Here is a 14,288-nt window from a genome sequence, read left to right on the forward strand (position 1 = left end):
CGAATTCATGGCCGGACGAACTCGCCTCTGCGTGCGTGGGCCAGGAATGCGTCCCACGCGGTGGGGGCGAAGGTCAATGCCGGGCCGGTGGGGTTCTTCGAGTCGCGGACGCCGACCTGACCGCCATCGAAGTGAGCTACCTCCACACAGTCTTGACTCGGCCCGCTGTAGCTGCTCTTGAACCATGTGGTCATGCTCGATGTTCCTTCGCTATCTCGATAACCCTGTTCCGACTGGCAGGTCTGTCCAGCGAGGCGTTCCGGATGCCGGCAGCGGCGGTTTCGTACAAATCGACCTCCGCTGGCCGCTCCAGGTACTGGGCCGACGCGTAACCCTCAAGGTACACAACAGGGGGCTCGCTCAGCCACGCGGTGCGCGAAGCTGGGAACGTCAAGATGTTGAATCGTCCTGCGGCCAAGCCGATATGGCACTTGGCCAACGGCACGACCCGGACCGTCACAGTGGGGAGCTCGGCAACGGCGGCGATGTGGTCCAGCTGTTCGGCCATCACTGACCAACCACCGACCTGATGGCGTAGTGCTGCCTCGTTCAGCAGGATTTCTACCTCGAACGAGGGGTCGTTCAGCCGGGTTTGCCTCCGAGTGGCGAGCTCGACCCGACGTTCCACTTCCTCGGTGGGCATCTCCGGATTCGCCGCCCAGATGAGGGCACGCCGGTACTCCTCGGTCTGCACAAGCCCCGGCAGCAACGACGGCTGATGAGTCACCAGTTTCGACGCAGCCGATTCGAGCCCCAAGTGGAGGTCGAAGTGTCGTGGAACCGCATCCCCGTACGCGTGCCACCAGGACTTCCGGCTCGCACCTTCCAGCAGCTCCAGCAGCACGAGCGTCGTGCTCTCCGGCGCCCCGTACAACCTGCACAGTTCCTTGATGTGCAATCGCCCGATCTTCGTCGGCTGCCCGGTCTCCATCCTCCAAATCGTCTGGGTGGAGACACCGAGCGCCTTCTTCACCACGTCGACGCTCACCCCGACGTCTCGCGTAGGTATCGCAGTTGCTTGCCGATCTGGCGTCGGGCGAAAGTACTGTCCCCTGTCTCCATCGAGTCCCCTTCACGCGGTGTGGATTCCGGATTGGAATGCGAACGTGCACCGGATTGGAATGTGGAACCTTCCGGTCCTGGAATCTTGCGAGAAAGTCCGGCGATCGGCTCTGCGAAAGCTTCCGTGACCTGGGCGGTCCCTGTCTACTGGTCCCAGCGCACGACGGCGGGAAAGCCTCGCCGCACATTCGTTGCCGAGCCTGGAGCGCTCGGGCCGCGGATGGTTCTGCCGGGTTCTCCTGCCCCTGAATCCCCTGAACCTCGCCGTCGTGCGCCCCACCATCGCATATCAGCAGGGGAGAAGCAATGAAAGCCGTTGTGTATCTGAACAAATCATGCTGCGCGAAGCGCCGTGCGGGCTTCGAGATGGAAGCCCGCGCCTTCGCGGCCCGGCGCGGGTACTCGGTGGCGCGCACCGTCATCGAATCCGACTCCGATGTCCTCCCATGGTTGCTGGTGAAAGTACAGCAGCTCGAGGTCTCGGCCATCGTGACCCCGAGCCTGGACCATCTCGCGCACCGAGCCCAGGACGTGCTCGCCCGCTGCGATCTGCTCGTCGTCCACCCCGCCGGCTACCTGCCCCGGGGCACCCGCCTGGCCCTGCTCCACCCCGGCGGCGACGCGTGACCGGCCCGAACGCCCCCGACCTCGCCTTCCCCGACGACACCCCGGTCAATCACGAAGCCCCGAAACCCGGCACCGGCTTCTTCCGCGACGAACTCGAATCCATGCTCACCTACCACACCACCTGCGCCCCATGCCCGTTCAAATCAGCACTGCTGCGCCTGCGCGCCCAGATGATCCGCACCGGTCACGATTTCGCTCGCGTACCGTCGCGCCGGGCGGACCGATAGCGGAACGGGCCGCTCGGCCATTTTCGCGGGCTCCCAGCTCGAGATCAGCGGCCTCACCACCCTGCGCGACGCTGCAATACCGCACCCCGCACAACGCTCCTGGTCAGTAGGTCCAGCTCGTGCCGGAGCCTCGGTACTGCTCGACCTCCTGGGCGACCAGGCGCGGGGAGACCGCGGTCGAACACGGTGAGCCGGCTCCCGTTACCCGAATACATAGGCTCGAGCGACGCGTTGGGTGCCAAGTTCAGTTCGGTGACGACTCGGCGGACGTCTTCGGCTTCGGTCGGCATATGAATTCACCGGCATATGGGGTTCGGCGGGACTGTCATGCCGCGGTGGAGTCTGGCTTCTCGTAGTGACGTTGTCGTTGGTGTCGCTCGCGGGTGTGTTGATTGCGATGATGTGCCCGTGTGAGTGTTTGGGCGAGTAGTTCGCTTGCGTGGTGGCGGTGGTTGATGCGCGGTTTCTGCTCGGGATCGATGTGGGGTGGGGCGATCCAGGCGGTCCGCCCGGCGTATGGCGAGTGGGGGCCTTCGACGCGGGTCTTCCAGCCGCCGGGTCCGTTGTGGATGAGTGCGTGGCAGGCGTCGCAGGCGAGGGTGAGGTTGTCGATGTCAGTGTGGCCGTTGTTGCGGTAGTCGAGGACATGATGCAGTGCGGACAAGCTCGCTGGAGCGTCGCAGCCGGGACGTGAGCAGCCTTTCAGGGCGGCGATCAGTGCCAGCCGTTGTGCGGCGGTGGCGAGGCGTTTGGTTCGGCCGAGGTGCAGGGGTAGGCCGGCGTGGTCGAAGACTGCGAGCCACGGCTGGGATCGCTGGGCCAGGGTGAGCGCGTCCTCGAGGGGGACGGTGCCGCCGGTGGCGGTAGTCGCGACTCCGGCGCCGCGTTCGATGTCATCGATACTGAGGGTGAGGATCGTGGAGACCGGCAGGCCGCGGTGGGCGCCGAGGTGTTCGGCGATGATGCCGGAGTCGAGGATGGCTTTGAGGGCGTCGTGGTTACGTTGTGCGGTGGTGCGGTGGTCGCGGGCGGCTGCTTCGGCTAGTGCGGTGGGGTCTACCCACGGGTGGTCGGGTGGTTCGGGTAGCGAATCAGTATGCGTGCCTGTTTTATTCCGTGATCGATCAGCGTCACTGCCGGCAGCAACACCGGCGCAAACGCCAGCGGCAGTAGCACGGCCAGGGTAACCGGCAGCGGCAGGACCAGCGACAGAGCTGCGGCCAGTGGTAGCGACCGACGCGGGACTGGTGCGGGCGTGGAGCGGATCGATTACCGAATCATTCTGCGCGCCAGCCACATCGCACGGTCGACGAGCGGCCGAGCCGGAGCCGACGTCAACGGCGCAGCCGGCGGCGGGGCCAGCACCAGCGCCAGCGGCACCCGCACCAGAGCCGGAGGCGGTGCCGGCGTCGGAGGCTAGACCAGGGCCGTCGGCTGTGCCAAGGCCTCGGACGGGTACTGGGGTGGGGCTTTCGGGGTCGTCGGGGTTGCACATGCCGGGGCGGGCGTATTTGGCCAGCAGTGGGTCGAGCAGGGCGCGCAGGACCGGGTCGATCTCGCCGCGGATGGGGCTCATGCCATCGGGGCGTTGGCGGCCGATGATGATGCCGCGCATGCGGGCCCGGTCGTTGTCGGTGGTGAGGCGGCCGTCGGGGTCGAGGTAGGCCAGGATCTTATCGCCTATCTTGCCGATATCGTCCGGGGAGCCGGTGCGGGCGAAATCGGTGAGGATTTCCTCGGCAGCGGCCCGATCGTCACCAGTGGCGCCGCACGGAACACGATTCATCACCGCCGCGATGCCGCGGGCGTGGTCGGCGGAGATGTCACCGGCGGTCAGAGCTTGGGCAACATTGGGCAGCAGGGGTTCGACTGGGTCGCCGCCCATGTCGTGGAAGGTGGCGACCGTCCGAGCTTGGTGGACGCGGGCTCCGGCATCAGCGGAGGCCAGGTTCAGCGTTTCCATCAGGAACCGCTTCAACGACTTCGACCCGTGCCGGGCAGGCAGGGAACGTTCGGATGCTTCCACCAATAGCCGGTGACGCACCATGGTCAGCATCCGCGAGCACCGCTCGACCTCCCGCATCACCGCGATGACACCCACGTCCGACAGTGGCGTCAACGGTTCATCGAGCAGTTCGGTCACTGCGGCATGCAACCGGGCGACAGCGCCCTCGTCTCCTTCGATCCCCTCACTCGAATGCATGTTCGAATGCTATCGCAGCGGCCGCCTCAGCGATAGCGAAATCAACACCTGAACTGCACATCTTCACACTGGCCACTCGACCGACAACGGTTGGGCGCCACCATGGTCCGATCTGACATGGCAGTGCGAGAACATCTTTCGCCCACAGGACCAGCCGCCCGGCGTAGCCGACAGCGACCCGATGTGGGGTCGATGCTATCGGCGGCCGCCGATCTCCGGTGGCTCGGCCGCGTCCGCGGTTACGGTCGCACGGCAGCCGGAACAGAGGTGCGAGGCCCGATCCGACCTCCGCCGACCGAGCGGACGGATTGGCGCAGCGAGCGCCGATCAGCCTGCTCATCTCGGTTCCCATTCGGGACCGGCGAGCAAAGTGGCCGCCCGCTGCCGAACGAACGAAATTTGCTCCCCCCCCCCCCTCGAAGATTCGTCTTTGTGTTGATCGTTGCAGCCGGTGCCGGCGATAACGCAACGTCACTTGCCCGACGACAACGCCGGGCGCCAAAGCCGATGCGGTCATCAGCAGTCCGGTGTCCTCCATATTGGACAGCGCCTGCCATCCACCGGCGGCGATGAGGAGTTCGCGCCGCCACATGATTCCTGCGGGATGCACGGGCAGCCGGTATGCCTCGTCATCGGTTACCCAGTGTTGAACGAGCGCACCGCGCGGGATCGGCCCCGGCGCGTAGGGAAGCGGAAAGTCCACGAGGTCGCCGGAGCCGAGCAGGTCGCGCGCCGTACCCACGGCGAATCCCGCCGCCGGGTGCTCGTCAAGGGCGGTGGAGAGGACGGCGAGCGCGTCCGGCTCGAGTTCGTCGTCGGCGTCCAGGTTCTGGATCAGTGCCGCGCGCGCCCGGCCCAATGCGACATTGCGGGTCACGGCGGGACCTTCTCTGGTGCCGTTGGTCGCGACATGAACGCGGTGGTCCTCCGCCGCGCCGCATTCGACCAGGGCTGTACGCACCGCACGGGCCGGACCATCGATCTGTACCAGCCACCGCCAGTCGGTGTGTGTCTGCGACAGCAGCGAAGCCCAAGCGGCAGAAAGGAATCGAGAATAGTCCGCATGTACCGCCGTGACCACCTCGACCCGCATGACCGAAAGTGTGCCATCCGAGCCGATCCGGCGCCCATGTGGTAGGTATGCACAAGGTCGGACTGGTGCCGTTCGGGAGGCAGGGGAAGGTATGGATCATGCGGTGATCGAGGCCGAATTGGCCGGTCTGGTAGTCGGTGCCATGCCGGGGACACGGGAACTCGAACGGGAGTGTGATGTCTTCGCGCGGCGATACCTCGCCGAGCCGGGGGTAGTGGAGCCACAATTCGACATCACGTCGGCGAACTTCACATCCGACCCGTTCTTGATCTGCGCGGACCGATACTGGAACCTTCGGTTCACCGCCGAGCCGACGCTGGCGACGGCGGTGCAGTGCGCCGGGTGGGCGACGGAGCGGATCGAGGCAGCGTACCGGCAGCCGATCCTGGAGAAGTGGGCCATCGGCTACGCGTTCATCACGCGCGGCACGGTCGAATCGCTCACCGAGATCGCCGACGCTACCGCCGACATCATCGCCGGCGACGATGCCGAATGCAGCCGGGCCTATTTCGCCACGCTCTACCACGCGGGCAAGTTGCGTGCGAACTTGTCCTTCGATGAGCTGAGCCTGTTTCTCGGCTCGTCGCCGCTGGCCAATGCGGCCGGCCGGAATCGCGACAAGCCCCTGTTCGTCGCCCTCCAGGCGTTCGCGGGATTCGGCAGCCGCCAGACTACCAACGAGCACGCCATGACGCTGTTCGAGAAGTCGTGGACCGCGCCGGACCGCACCCACGCCTCGATCGACATTGCCCTGCATGCGCTCGAGGCCGCCGTGCCATTCGACGAGCAGGGCGCCGTGCTGCGTACCAAGGCCGCTGAAGCGGTCGCCGAATACCCGGACAATGCTCTGTTCCGTTTCCGTCTCGGTCTCGGTGCTTTCCTCTGTGACGACCACGACGCCGCGCTCACCAGCATCGACGACGCCCTCCGGCTGCTGCCTGCAACCGGTTGGCGCAGCAGTCATGAACTGCTGTCCGAACAGTTCTTGCACGTCCGCCGCTCGATCCTGCTGGCCCGCAGCGACGCTCGCCGTGCCACGGATCAGCAGCGTCGCCTGGACCGGTACGAACAAGCCGTCGCCGAAACCGCCGACCTCGCACGCCGCTCGGTGATCAGGGCTGTCGAGCTGGTCGCGGTCTTCGCTGCCGTCATCGCCTTTGCCGTCGGGTCGCTCAACGTGACGTTGAACGGCAATCTCGATCTCGCTTCCCGTCTCTGGATCCTGGTCGTCTTCGGCGGCGGGCTACTGCTGTTCGTGCTTCTCGTTGTCGGCGGTACCTGGTTGATCACCCGCGACTCGCGCCGAAGCCCACGCGAACAAACGCGTTGACGGCACGACCGTGAGCGGTGAATGCATGACTGCATCGTCCCGGCCGGGCGACACTGCACGACCTGACTTTCGCGCGGAGCCGGACACGGCCGCGGAGTCGGGAAGGGCATTGCGATGGCACCCCTGATGTCGCTGGAGCGGTGATCGGCATCCGGCTGGTTACGCGTCCTCGATCACAGCCTAGTCTGAAGCTCTAGTGATTCACATCGTAGTGGCCATTTCCCTCTTTCGGGCCGACTTGTCCGGCTGCCGTGGGGAAAATCGGCGATGACTAGTCAGTCCTGCCCGCTACCGCGCGCCGTCGTGACCATGGTGATCGCGCCGACCAATGTCGGATACGACACATGCCTGCGCTTCATCTGGCCGTTGATGCTGCTCAACTTCGTGATCGTGTGTGTGGTGATCGGCGGCGCCGCGCTGCTGGAGTGATACGGGGCTGGACGACGACCTGACCACCGCCACCCGCGGTGGTCAGGTCGTTCGTGGTCGCGGCGGCGACGGTGCCCGAGCGGACCCGGCACCGCGACGACCACGCCCGTTAGGGTTGAGGGTGTGAACGTGGATGTGACCCCGCTGCCGGGAATCGGTGTGCGCAAAGATTTTCAGCTGACGGGTGCCCGTCGCCGCATCGGTGTGATCGACCACAAGGACGGCAGTATCGACCTGATCTTCACCAAGGCCGGCGATCCCGATACCACGGTGCAGATCCCGTTGAGCGCGGCCGAGGCCGGGGTGCTGGCCAATCTGCTCGGCGCACCGCAGCTGGTCGCCCAGCTGCGCGAGGAACACCGCGATATGGACGGGGTCAACACCCGTCAGCTGCCGATCCTGGAAGGTTCGCCCTACGATGGGCGCACGCTCGGTGAGACCGGAATGCGCACCAGGACCACCTCATCCATCGTCGCGGTGATGCGGGCCGGTCAGGTGATCGCCTCCCCGGGCCCGGATTTCGCGTTCACCGCGGGAGATCTGCTGGTCGTAGTCGGTACCGGCGAGGGGCTCGACGCCGCCGCCCGGATCCTGACCGACGGCTGAGCGGTGCAGATAAGTCCAACCGCGCTGGCCTTGATCCAGCTGGGGGCGGTGTTCTTCGGGCTGGGAGTGCTCGGCCGGATCGCGGCCAAGATCGGCATGTCGCCGATTCCGCTGTACCTGCTCGGTGGTCTGGTCTTCGGTGACGGCGGCGTCGTCGAACTGCACGAGGTGGACGAATTCATCCACCTGGCAAGCGAAATCGGTGTGGTGTTGCTGTTGCTGCTGCTCGGTCTCGAGTACAGCGCCGCCGAACTCGTCACCGGGATGCGAAGATCCTGGCCCGCCGGTCTGCTCGATATCGCGTTGAACGCGACGCCCGGCGTGATCGTGGCACTGCTGCTCGACCTCGGGGCGACCGGCGCCATCGCCATGGCCGGAGTCACCTACATCTCGTCGTCGGGCATCGTCGCCAAGGTGCTCAACGATCTGGGGCGCCTGGGTAACCGGGAAACGCCGGTGGTGCTGTCGATCCTGGTGTTCGAGGATCTGGCCATGGCCGGCTACCTGCCGGTGCTGACGGCGGTGCTCGCGGGCGTCGGATTCGTCGCGGGCCTGCAAACCCTCGGCATCGCGTTGATCGCCATCACGGTGGTGCTCGTCGTCGCCCTGCGCTACGGCAAGTACGTGTCCGCGGTGGTGGCCAGCGACGATCGAGAGATCTTCCTGCTCAAGCTGCTCGGCGCGGCGCTGCTGGTGGCCGGGGTCGCCTCGGCGGTGCAGGTGTCGGCGGCGGTCGGCGCGTTCCTGCTCGGCATCGCGATCTCCGACTCCACCGCGCACAATGCCACCAAGATCCTGGAACCGCTGCGCGATCTGTTCGCGGCGATGTTCTTCGTGCTGTTCGGGCTCAGTACCGATCCGGCCAGCATTCCGCCGGTGCTGGGCTGGGCGGTGCTGCTGGCGGTGGTCACCACCGCCACCAAGATCGCCACCGGTTGGTGGGCGGCCGGTCGTTCCGGCGCCACCGAACTCGGCCGGGCTCGCGCGGGGGCCGCTCTGGTCGCGCACGGCGAATTCTCCATCGTCATCGCGGGACTGGCGGTCGCCGCCGGTGCGGTGCCCGACGGATTCGCCGCGCTGGCCACCACCTATGTGCTGTTGATGGCGGTGCTCGGGCCGGTGGCCGCACGCGTGGTGGAACCGGTGGTGGCGCTGATCACGCGCCGCCCCAAGCCCGCACCGGACCCGGTCGAGGAATGAGCCGCCCGCCCGGGCAGCGGCCACGCGTGCGTGTTGCCGCGCCCGGAACCGGGCGGTAGGGTGCCCTGAAGTCCAGCTGGGGAGGTGAGCAATTGGCTACCTGGCGGTTCACCGGCCTGGAGTTCCAGATCCTCTGGTCCGCGTACGGCCACGACCGGCTGCCGTACCCGCTGCGTTATCGTCCGGTCGCCGATGATTTCGAGGACCTGCGCAGGCAACGCGAAGCCGCCGTCGACGTCCTGCTGGAGAAGTACTACTCGGTCGAACTGGTGGATGTGCTCACGATCCTGCGTGAGCCCGAGGTCCGCATCGAGGTCAAAGGGTACGGCGGCCGGGATATGGCCCGTACCTACCGTTTTCACGGCGCGATGCGCGGGTCCGCCGGCGCCACGCTGGTGCAGCTGCCGGGGACCGCGGCCGATATCGGCGGCGACGTGATCGTCACCAATTGCGCGGCCGACCAGGTTCCGGCGCAGGCCGTGGCCGCCTTACCGCCCGCACCCGCGGGCACCCGCCCGGCCGTGGAAGTGCGCCGCGCCGACCTCAGCGCCGACCGTTCCCGCTACGTCCGCAGGGTCGACGAACTCAGCCTCACCCAGCAGCTGGATCGGGTCTTCAAACGCCGCCGCCGCTCACTCGGCGAGATCATGATCTTCCCCGGCCCCGCCGTCGACGCCCGCCCCGCCTTCGGCCGCAGCTTCTGGTGGATGGACTACGAGGACGGCCGCTACTACGTCCGCACCGGCGACCCCATCATCGCCAAACCCGCGGGCCCCACCGCCCTCACCAACGAGATCACCCGCCTGGCCGGCCTCACCCGCCGCTTCTACCGCGAGGACCGCGAGCACGAGGAATACCTGCGCGTGCACCGGTGATCGGCGTTCGGCGCGAGGATGGTGGTGTCGGCTCGCGCAGTGTTCGACCGGCCCAGCGCGGTGTCATCCCCTCGCTGTCGAGGTCCTTCGCGGCCGTATTTCAGAAGGTGGCGGTCTCGGTGTGGTTGTGCCGGTGGGTCGCACCGCCCTCGGAGGCTGACGCGCCGGAACCGGATCGCGGTCCAACCGGTCAGGCGAGGTGGTGGGTGAGCTGGTGCACGGCTTCGCCGGGGTGGGTGGCGTAGACGGGTTCGCCGATGGCCTGCATTTTCCAGCCGGTGGCGGCCAGGTACAGCTTGGCCATCACCATGCCGGTGTGCGGGCCGCCGCCGTGCAGGTCCAGGTGGGCGAGTTCGGCGCCGGTGCTCGCGTCGACCAGGCGGCAGAACGCGTTGGCGATGCTGTCGAAGCTGTGGCCGTGGTAGCTGGTGACCACCAGGATCACCGTCGCCACCTGCGGGTGGATCCGGGACAGGTCGACGGTGATGACCTCGTTCTCGCCGCCGCCCTCGCCGGTCATGCTGTCGCCCAGGTGCCGCACCGAGCCGTCGTTGGAACTGAGCTGGGCGAAGTAGACGACGTCGAGCAGGTGATGGTTGTGGTCGAACAGCAGCGCGGCGGCATCCAGATCGGCGGGTGTCGCCGCACCACCGGCCAGTTTGTGACCCGGCACCGGATCCCAGCCCAGACCGAGGCGCACCATATCGAGCGTCGGTCCCGAGCCGGTGCGCAGCCGCACGACCTGGCCCGGCACCAGGCTGAGCGCCCGGCCTTCGGACAGCACGGTGGCGTCCACCTGCTCACGCCGAGCCGGCCGCGAACCCACCTGGACGTGGCTGTCGGCCAGCACGGCCGCGAACCCACCGGCATGGCCGCGCCCGACGACGGTGATGCCCCAGCCCGCGCCGCTGCGTTCGATATCGACCGCCACGACCGCCGACGACGCGTCCAACCCCGCGAGGCTGATGCGATAGGTCTCCCCGCCCCGGCTGTCGGCCACCTCGACCACGGGCGCGTCCGCTTCGGCGAACGTGCGGTGCGGATTGTCCAGCGCCAGCACGACCCGGACGGTGGTCGCGGCGTGCGGGATCGAGGACAGCTCGACGTGCAGTGTGGGCGCCGGCGCCATCCCGGGGCCGGCCAGCCGCAGACCCCGCGCCTCGGATTGAGTGCCGAAGACGAAGTCGGTCTCGTCGTGGATGGCGCCGTCGGGGCCCAGCAGAATCGCCGCGAGATGGGCGGGCAATGCCGAACGCGCGGTGATCACCAGGCTCTCCGCGCTGATCGGCATGATGTGTTGCTGACGCAGCCCTTCGGTCACGCGCATCCCCTTCGTCGAGTGCCGGCACACAGGCGGTGCGCCAACGCATTCCGCGCGAGTGTGCACCTGGTGCCGATCGGACCGGTTCGGGCCGACGGTCCCACTGTAGGTGCCAGGTATTTCGCGGCGGCCGATTCGGTGCAATCGCCGGGCGCACATCCCGCGGGGCAGCTTCCGGTGTCATCGGATCCGTGCTATCGAGGGACCATGACCTCGACGCGCGCGGACTACGACGTGGTGATCGTCGGCGGTGGCCACAACGGGCTGGTCGCCGCCGCGTATCTGGCCCGGGCGGGCCGTTCGGTGCTGGTGCTGGAACAGGGCTCGGAGCTGGGTGGTGCGGCGGTGTCGGCGCGGATCTTTCCCGGCGTCGATGTGCGGTTGTCGCGGTACTCGTACCTGGTGAGCCTGCTGCCTCGCCAGATCGTCACCGATCTGGGCCTGCGGTTCGAGACCAGACGGCGGCGCATCTCCTCCTACACGCCCGTCGGCGATTCCGGGCTGCTGGTCGATACCGGCGACGAATCACGCACCAGGGACAGCTTCGCCCGCCTGACCGGGTCCGATGGGGAATTCCTGGCGTGGCAGCGGTTCTCCGCAATGACCGGCACGCTCGCCCGCCGCGTCTTCCCGACCCTGACCAGGCCCCTGCCCACCCGGACGGAATTGCAACACGCGGTGGGGGATTCCAGCACCTGGGAGGCGATCTTCGAGCGCCCGCTCGGCGAAACGATCGAGGCCTGGTTCGCCGACGACACTGTGCGCGGGGTGGTGTTCACCGACGCGTTGATCGGCACCTTCACCCACGCCCACGACTCGGCCCTCCTGCCGAACCGCTGCTTCCTCTACCACGTGATCGGCGGCGGCACCGGCGACTGGGATGTGCCGATCGGCGGAATGGGCGCGCTCACCACGGCATTGGCCACCGCCGCGCGATCGGCGGGCGCGCAGCTGCGCACCGGTTGCCGCGTCACCGCCATCGAGACCGATGACGTCCGCGCCGAGGTCCGCTGGGCCGGCGGCGCGGTGGGCGCACGGCATGTCCTGGTCAACGCTGCTCCCACCGAACTGGCCCGGCTGCTGGGTGAACCGGCCGAGGAGGCACCCGAGGGCGCGCAGTTGAAGATCAATATGGTGTTGCACCGGCTTCCGCGCCTGCGCGATCCGGCGGTCGACCCCCGCGACGCGTTCGCCGGGACATGCCATGTGGCCGAATCGTATTCGCAGCTCGAGCACGCCTACACCGAAGCGGCGGCCGGCCGGATTCCGGCTGCTCCGCCCGCCGAGATCTACTGCCACACCCTCACCGACCCCACCATCCTCGGCGCCGAGTCCGCGGGCCTGCACACGCTGACGCTCTTCGGATTGCATGCTCCCGCACGGCTGTTCGAGGGCAATCCATCGGCGAAGGACGAGCTGGTCGCCGCGACACTGACGCAGCTGGACGAGGTGTTCGCCGAACCCCTCCGCGACTGCCTGGCCACCGATGCCGACGGCCAACCCTGCCTCGAAGCGAAGTCCCCGCTGGATCTCGAGGCCGAGGTCGGTCTGCCGCGCGGCCACATCTTCCATCGCGATCTCGCCTTCCCGTACCGGCCCGACGGCGATCCCCGCGACGATCCGGCCGCCCGGTGGGGTGTGGCCACCGGGCATCCGAATGTGCTGATCTGCGGTGCCGGCGCGGTGCGCGGCGGCGGGGTCAGCGGTATTCCCGGTCACAATGCCGCGATGGCTGTGCTGGAAGCCACCAGCGGCGGAAGATAATTCGCATAAGTCGCACGTTGTTCCTATTATTTCGACCCGAGTATCGGGCGCGCGAATATGGCGGTAGGGTTGACGCCCGGGGCGGCGCCGATGCCGTCCGTTCCGTTGATCCGGCGCCGAGGAGAACAGGTGGAGCTCGATACCGTCCGTGAGGAAAAAGCGATACGGGACTTGGAGAATCGCCTGGTCGACAGCCTGCCCGAGGCGACACCGGAGCAGGTCGGCAGTGCGGTGCAGAATGCGCACCAACGATTCGACGGACTGCCCATCCGTGATTTCGTTCCCATTCTTGTGGAGCGGATCGTGCGCCGCGAACTCGACCCGGAACCGGTCGTAGAAAAAGTCGTCACGCGAATCGAGACGGCACCGGAGAATTCTGCTAACGAAATTGTCGATTCGAATTCCGATGCTCGTCATCTGCCGGAAACCTTGCTGGCGGCGCTGCGCTCGCGCGGGCGGCTGATTCCGGTCCTCGGGGCCGTCGGCGTGCTGGTGGTGGCCGCGGTCGCGGTGGCCGCCGTGCGCGATTCCGAACCGGCTCCGGCCGCCGCTGCCGGCGCACCGCTCACGGTGGTCGAGGGCGTCGTCGGCTCGGAGAAGATGGCGTTCTTCGACGATCCGCGCGTGGTGGACGCGCTGGCGAAACACGGTATCGATGTCGATGTGCGTCCGGCCGGTTCCCGCCAGATCGCCACCTCGGTGGAACTCGATAATCTGGATTTCGCGTTTCCGTCGAGTCTTCCTGCGGCGGAACGTATTCAGCGCGAAGCCGGAGTGAGCAGGCAGTACACGCCGTTTTCCTCGCCGATGGTGATCGCGACCTTCCAGCCGATCGTCGATCTGCTCATCCGCGCGGGCGTCGTCACGGCAGGCACGGTATCGACTTTCGACATGTCCGCATACCTGGACATGGTTGCCCGCGGCGTGCAGTGGGACCAGATCGAGGGCAACACCAGCTACCCGGTGCGCAAGAACGTGCTGGTCTCCACCACCGATCCGCGCAGCTCCAACTCCGCCGCCATGTACCTGGCGGTGGCCAGCTATGTCGCCAACGGGAATGCGGTCGTGCGCGGCAGCGCGGCCGAAGCGCATGTGCTGCCGTTGCTTTCGCGCCTGTTCCTCGCCCAGGGCTACACCGAGAATTCCTCGGAAGGCCCGTTCGGTGAGTACCTGGCCGCGGGCATGGGCCCGGCACCGATGGTGTGGGCGTATGAGGCGCAGTACGTGGCGGCGGCGGTCGAGGGAAAGATCAAACCGGAGATGAAGCTGCTGTATCCCTCGCCCACCGTGCTGTCCCGGCACGCCCTGGTGCCGCTGAACGACGACGGCGACCGGGTCGGGCAGCTGCTGTCCACCGACCCTGAGCTGCAGGCCCTCGCCGCCGAGCACGGTTTCCGCACCGGCGATGCCGCGAAGTTCGACGCCGTCACCGTGGCGCACGATGTGCCGGTCGCGCGCGATCTCATCGACGTGGTCGACATCCCGGCCTACGAAACGCTGGAGAACCTGCTCAACGGTGTGGCGAACTCCTACAACTGACCATCGGGTGCG

The 14,288-nt window shown here is 67.3% G+C and carries 14 protein-coding genes; 9 read left to right on the forward strand and 5 right to left on the reverse strand.

The window, feature by feature from the left end; translation table 11 throughout:
* Positions 1 to 5: 5 nt before the first annotated feature.
* Positions 6 to 194: a DUF397 domain-containing protein gene (locus tag NOCYR_RS11845; RefSeq protein WP_014350607.1), complete on the reverse strand. Its 189-nt coding sequence runs from the start codon at positions 192 to 194 to the stop codon at positions 6 to 8.
* Entirely contained in the window at positions 191 to 988 is a 798-nt protein-coding gene (locus tag NOCYR_RS11850; protein ID WP_014350608.1) for a DUF5753 domain-containing protein, read from the reverse strand. Before NOCYR_RS11850 ends, NOCYR_RS11845 begins: the two co-directional genes overlap by 4 nt.
* A 380-nt stretch (positions 989 to 1,368) precedes the next feature.
* On the opposite strand from NOCYR_RS11850, the gene NOCYR_RS11855 reads away from it, so the two are divergent.
* Positions 1,369 to 1,689 (forward strand): hypothetical protein, encoded by a 321-nt coding sequence (locus NOCYR_RS11855; protein WP_014350609.1) that lies wholly within the window; start codon positions 1,369 to 1,371, stop codon positions 1,687 to 1,689.
* Entirely contained in the window at positions 1,686 to 1,916 is a 231-nt protein-coding gene (locus NOCYR_RS11860; protein WP_014350610.1) for a hypothetical protein, read from the forward strand. Before NOCYR_RS11855 ends, NOCYR_RS11860 begins: the two co-directional genes overlap by 4 nt.
* A gap of 325 nt (positions 1,917 to 2,241) precedes the next feature.
* Here the strand turns inward: NOCYR_RS11860 and NOCYR_RS28350 are convergent, their stop codons facing one another.
* Both NOCYR_RS28350 and NOCYR_RS28355 read right to left on the reverse strand, forming a co-directional pair.
* On the reverse strand, positions 2,242 to 4,119 hold the full coding sequence (locus NOCYR_RS28350) for an HNH endonuclease signature motif containing protein (protein WP_014350611.1): 1,878 nt from the start codon (positions 4,117 to 4,119) through the stop codon (positions 2,242 to 2,244).
* A complete protein-coding gene (locus NOCYR_RS28355) occupies positions 4,106 to 5,212 on the reverse strand; it encodes a glycosyltransferase (protein ID WP_014350612.1) in 1,107 nt (368 codons plus the stop codon). Before NOCYR_RS28355 ends, NOCYR_RS28350 begins: the two co-directional genes overlap by 14 nt.
* A gap of 91 nt (positions 5,213 to 5,303) precedes the next feature.
* Between NOCYR_RS28355 and NOCYR_RS11880 the strand changes: the two genes are divergently transcribed.
* From NOCYR_RS11880 to NOCYR_RS11895, 5 genes are all read left to right on the forward strand, one after another.
* Positions 5,304 to 6,542 (forward strand): hypothetical protein, encoded by a 1,239-nt coding sequence (locus tag NOCYR_RS11880; protein ID WP_014350613.1) that lies wholly within the window; start codon positions 5,304 to 5,306, stop codon positions 6,540 to 6,542.
* A 267-nt stretch (positions 6,543 to 6,809) separates the two neighbouring features.
* A complete protein-coding gene (locus NOCYR_RS29715) occupies positions 6,810 to 6,971 on the forward strand; it encodes a hypothetical protein (protein ID WP_158430156.1) in 162 nt (53 codons plus the stop codon).
* Between the two features lie 123 nt (positions 6,972 to 7,094).
* Positions 7,095 to 7,577: a cation:proton antiporter regulatory subunit gene (locus NOCYR_RS11885; protein ID WP_048833284.1), complete on the forward strand. Its 483-nt coding sequence runs from the start codon at positions 7,095 to 7,097 to the stop codon at positions 7,575 to 7,577.
* A gap of 9 nt (positions 7,578 to 7,586) precedes the next feature.
* Entirely contained in the window at positions 7,587 to 8,777 is a 1,191-nt protein-coding gene (locus NOCYR_RS11890) for a cation:proton antiporter (RefSeq protein ID WP_086008264.1), read from the forward strand.
* 92 nt (positions 8,778 to 8,869) lie between these two features.
* Positions 8,870 to 9,652 carry an ESX secretion-associated protein EspG gene (locus NOCYR_RS11895; protein WP_014350617.1) on the forward strand — a complete coding sequence of 261 codons (783 nt, stop codon included), beginning with the start codon at positions 8,870 to 8,872 and terminating at the stop codon, positions 9,650 to 9,652.
* Between the two features lie 190 nt (positions 9,653 to 9,842).
* Here NOCYR_RS11895 and NOCYR_RS11900 read toward each other — a convergent pair whose 3' ends face one another.
* Entirely contained in the window at positions 9,843 to 10,973 is a 1,131-nt protein-coding gene (locus NOCYR_RS11900; protein ID WP_014350618.1) for a TerD family protein, read from the reverse strand.
* A gap of 207 nt (positions 10,974 to 11,180) precedes the next feature.
* Here NOCYR_RS11900 and NOCYR_RS11905 point away from each other — a divergent pair, with 207 nt between their 5' ends.
* Together NOCYR_RS11905 and NOCYR_RS11910 are read left to right on the forward strand one after the other, a co-directional pair.
* Positions 11,181 to 12,737 carry a phytoene desaturase family protein gene (locus NOCYR_RS11905; RefSeq protein ID WP_014350619.1) on the forward strand — a complete coding sequence of 519 codons (1,557 nt, stop codon included), beginning with the start codon at positions 11,181 to 11,183 and terminating at the stop codon, positions 12,735 to 12,737.
* Positions 12,738 to 12,866: 129 nt separating this feature from the next.
* Positions 12,867 to 14,276, forward strand: coding sequence for a three-helix bundle dimerization domain-containing protein (locus NOCYR_RS11910; RefSeq protein WP_014350620.1), 1,410 nt, complete (start codon positions 12,867 to 12,869; stop codon positions 14,274 to 14,276).
* Positions 14,277 to 14,288 lie beyond the last annotated feature (12 nt).

Source organism: Nocardia cyriacigeorgica GUH-2, assembly GCF_000284035.1.
In the GTDB taxonomy this organism is placed as follows: domain Bacteria; phylum Actinomycetota; class Actinomycetes; order Mycobacteriales; family Mycobacteriaceae; genus Nocardia; species Nocardia cyriacigeorgica_B.

What these genes read in the sequence shown, in the direction of transcription:
- NOCYR_RS11845 (WP_014350607.1), bottom strand. Translation starts at nt 194, where the DNA reads ATGACCACATGGTTCAAGAGCAGCTACAGCGGGCCGAGTCAAGACTGT.
- NOCYR_RS11855 (WP_014350609.1), top strand. Translation starts at nt 1,369, where the DNA reads ATGAAAGCCGTTGTGTATCTGAACAAATCATGCTGCGCGAAGCGCCGT.
- NOCYR_RS28350 (WP_014350611.1), bottom strand. Translation starts at nt 4,119, where the DNA reads ATGCATTCGAGTGAGGGGATCGAAGGAGACGAGGGCGCTGTCGCCCGG.
- NOCYR_RS28355 (WP_014350612.1), bottom strand. Translation starts at nt 5,212, where the DNA reads ATGCGGGTCGAGGTGGTCACGGCGGTACATGCGGACTATTCTCGATTC.
- NOCYR_RS11880 (WP_014350613.1), top strand. Translation starts at nt 5,304, where the DNA reads ATGGATCATGCGGTGATCGAGGCCGAATTGGCCGGTCTGGTAGTCGGT.
- NOCYR_RS29715 (WP_158430156.1), top strand. Translation starts at nt 6,810, where the DNA reads ATGACTAGTCAGTCCTGCCCGCTACCGCGCGCCGTCGTGACCATGGTG.
- NOCYR_RS11905 (WP_014350619.1), top strand. Translation starts at nt 11,181, where the DNA reads ATGACCTCGACGCGCGCGGACTACGACGTGGTGATCGTCGGCGGTGGC.